General features: G+C 71.0%; 1 protein-coding gene and 1 pseudogene. Both read left to right on the plus strand.

The features are described 5' to 3' along the window. Window positions 1–350: 350 nt before the first annotated feature. Window positions 351–1,472: a TerC family protein gene (locus SACPADRAFT_RS0212045; protein ID WP_007027484.1), complete on the plus strand. Its 1,122-nt coding sequence runs from the start codon at window positions 351–353 to the stop codon at window positions 1,470–1,472. Between the two features lie 33 nt (window positions 1,473–1,505). Beyond that, window positions 1,506–1,814: pseudogene (locus tag SACPADRAFT_RS27330) on the plus strand (PD40 domain-containing protein); the annotation flags it as partial.

Raw genomic sequence — 1,814 nt, forward strand, 5'->3', positions numbered from 1 at the left:
CGAGCGCCCGGGCGGCGTTGCCCCGCGGGTCCGGGCGGGGGCGCGGCGCACGGTCGTCACCCGTCGTGCGGTTCCGCCGGACCCGCCGTCGCGCGGAACGCTGTACGACCGACCGGCCCTGTGAGCGAACTAACGGGTGGCGCGGATGGGTTTCCCGCCCGTCCACTGGATCGGAGGACCTCGGACCCGCGAGGATGTCCCGCGTTCTGGAGGGGAGTATTCCTTCGCGGCGGTGTCGTCAGCACGGTCGTCCCACGTGGCACCCGGCGCCGTCGGCCGGCTCGTCGTGTGTCGGTGGGAGAGACCTCCGGGTCGTGACCGTAGCTGCGCTCACCGGAGGTCGGCGTTCGATGATTGTTCCCCTGTGGGTCTGGATCACCACGGTTCTCGGTCTGCTCGCCCTGATCGCGGCGGACCTGGTCATCGTGGACCGCAGACCGCACGAGGTCTCCACCGGCGAGGCGGCCCGGTGGGTCGTCTTCTACGTCACCTGCGCCGTCCTGTTCGGGGCCGGGGTCTGGGTGTTCGCGGGAGGTGGGTACGGGGTCGAGTTCTTCACCGGCTACCTCACCGAGTACTCGCTGTCGGTGGACAACCTGTTCATCTTCATGGTGATCATGGCGTCGTTCCGGGTTCCGGCGGTCCACCAGCACCGTGTGCTGCTCATCGGCATCGGGCTCGCGCTGCTCATGCGGGGCGCCTTCATCGCGGTCGGCGCGGCCCTGATCGCCCGGTTCGTGTGGGTGTTCTTCGTGTTCGGCGCCGTCCTGCTGTGGACGGCGGTCAGCATGCTGCGGGACAAGGGCGGTCAGGACGAGTACACCGAGAACGCGGTGACCCGGTGGGTGCGCCGGTTCTTCCCGGTCACCGACGACTATGTCGGGCACCGGAGCGTGGTCACCCGGGACGGCAGGCGGTACCTGACGCCGATGTTCGTCGTCATCGTCGCGATCGGCAGCGCGGACCTGCTGTTCGCGGTCGACTCGATCCCGGCGATCTTCGGGATCACCCAGGAGGCGTACCTGGTCTTCACCGCGAACGCCTTCGCGCTGATGGGGCTGCGCCAGCTGTACTTCCTGCTCGGCGGTCTGGTGAGCAGGCTGGTGTATCTGTCCTACGGGCTCGCGCTGATCCTCGGATTCATCGGCGTGAAGCTCGTGCTGCACGCGTTGCACGAGTACCACGTGACCCCACCCTGGCTGCAGGTCAACAACTGGGTTTCCCTGGGAGTGATCATCACGGTCCTGGTGCTGACCACGGCCGCCAGCCTGCTGCGGTCGCGGCGGGACCCGGACGCGGTGGGCACCCTGACGCTGCACGCACCGGCCCCCGCGGACTCCGCGGCCTCCGAAGATGCGGCCACGGCGGTCCCGCCGGACGGCTCCCGCGGCGGGCAGGAGGACGGGCCGGTCACCACCCCCGTCGCCGCGGCGGATCCGGAGACGGCGCCGGAACCCACCCGGGATCGTTAGCCGACCTAAAGGCATCCGGGTAGGGTGCGGGCCATGCGTCCCACCGACCTCGAACGGACGGCCGTTCCGGGCAGGCCGACGGTGCGGGGTGAGCTGCTGCTCACCGCGGTGGCCCGCCCCGACCTCGGCACCGACACCTACCGCACCGCGCTGTACCGGATCCGGCCCGAGGGGGTCGACGTCTGGACGCACGGCGAACGCGACTCGGCGCCGGCGATCTCCCCGGACGGCCGCCGGGTGGCCTTCCTCCGTGCGGGCGCCGACGGCCCCGCCCAGATCCACGTCATGCCCGCCGACGGCGGTGAGTCCCGGCCGGTGACGCACCTCCCGCTCGGCGCGGGC

The sequence above is a fragment of the Saccharomonospora iraqiensis subsp. paurometabolica YIM 90007 genome (genome assembly GCF_000231035.2).
Lineage (GTDB): Bacteria > Actinomycetota > Actinomycetes > Mycobacteriales > Pseudonocardiaceae > Saccharomonospora > Saccharomonospora paurometabolica.

Bases quoted from the DNA above. Each gene is read 5' to 3' on its own strand.
- SACPADRAFT_RS0212045 (WP_007027484.1), top strand. From the start codon at position 351: ATGATTGTTCCCCTGTGGGTCTGGATCACCACGGTTCTCGGTCTGCTC.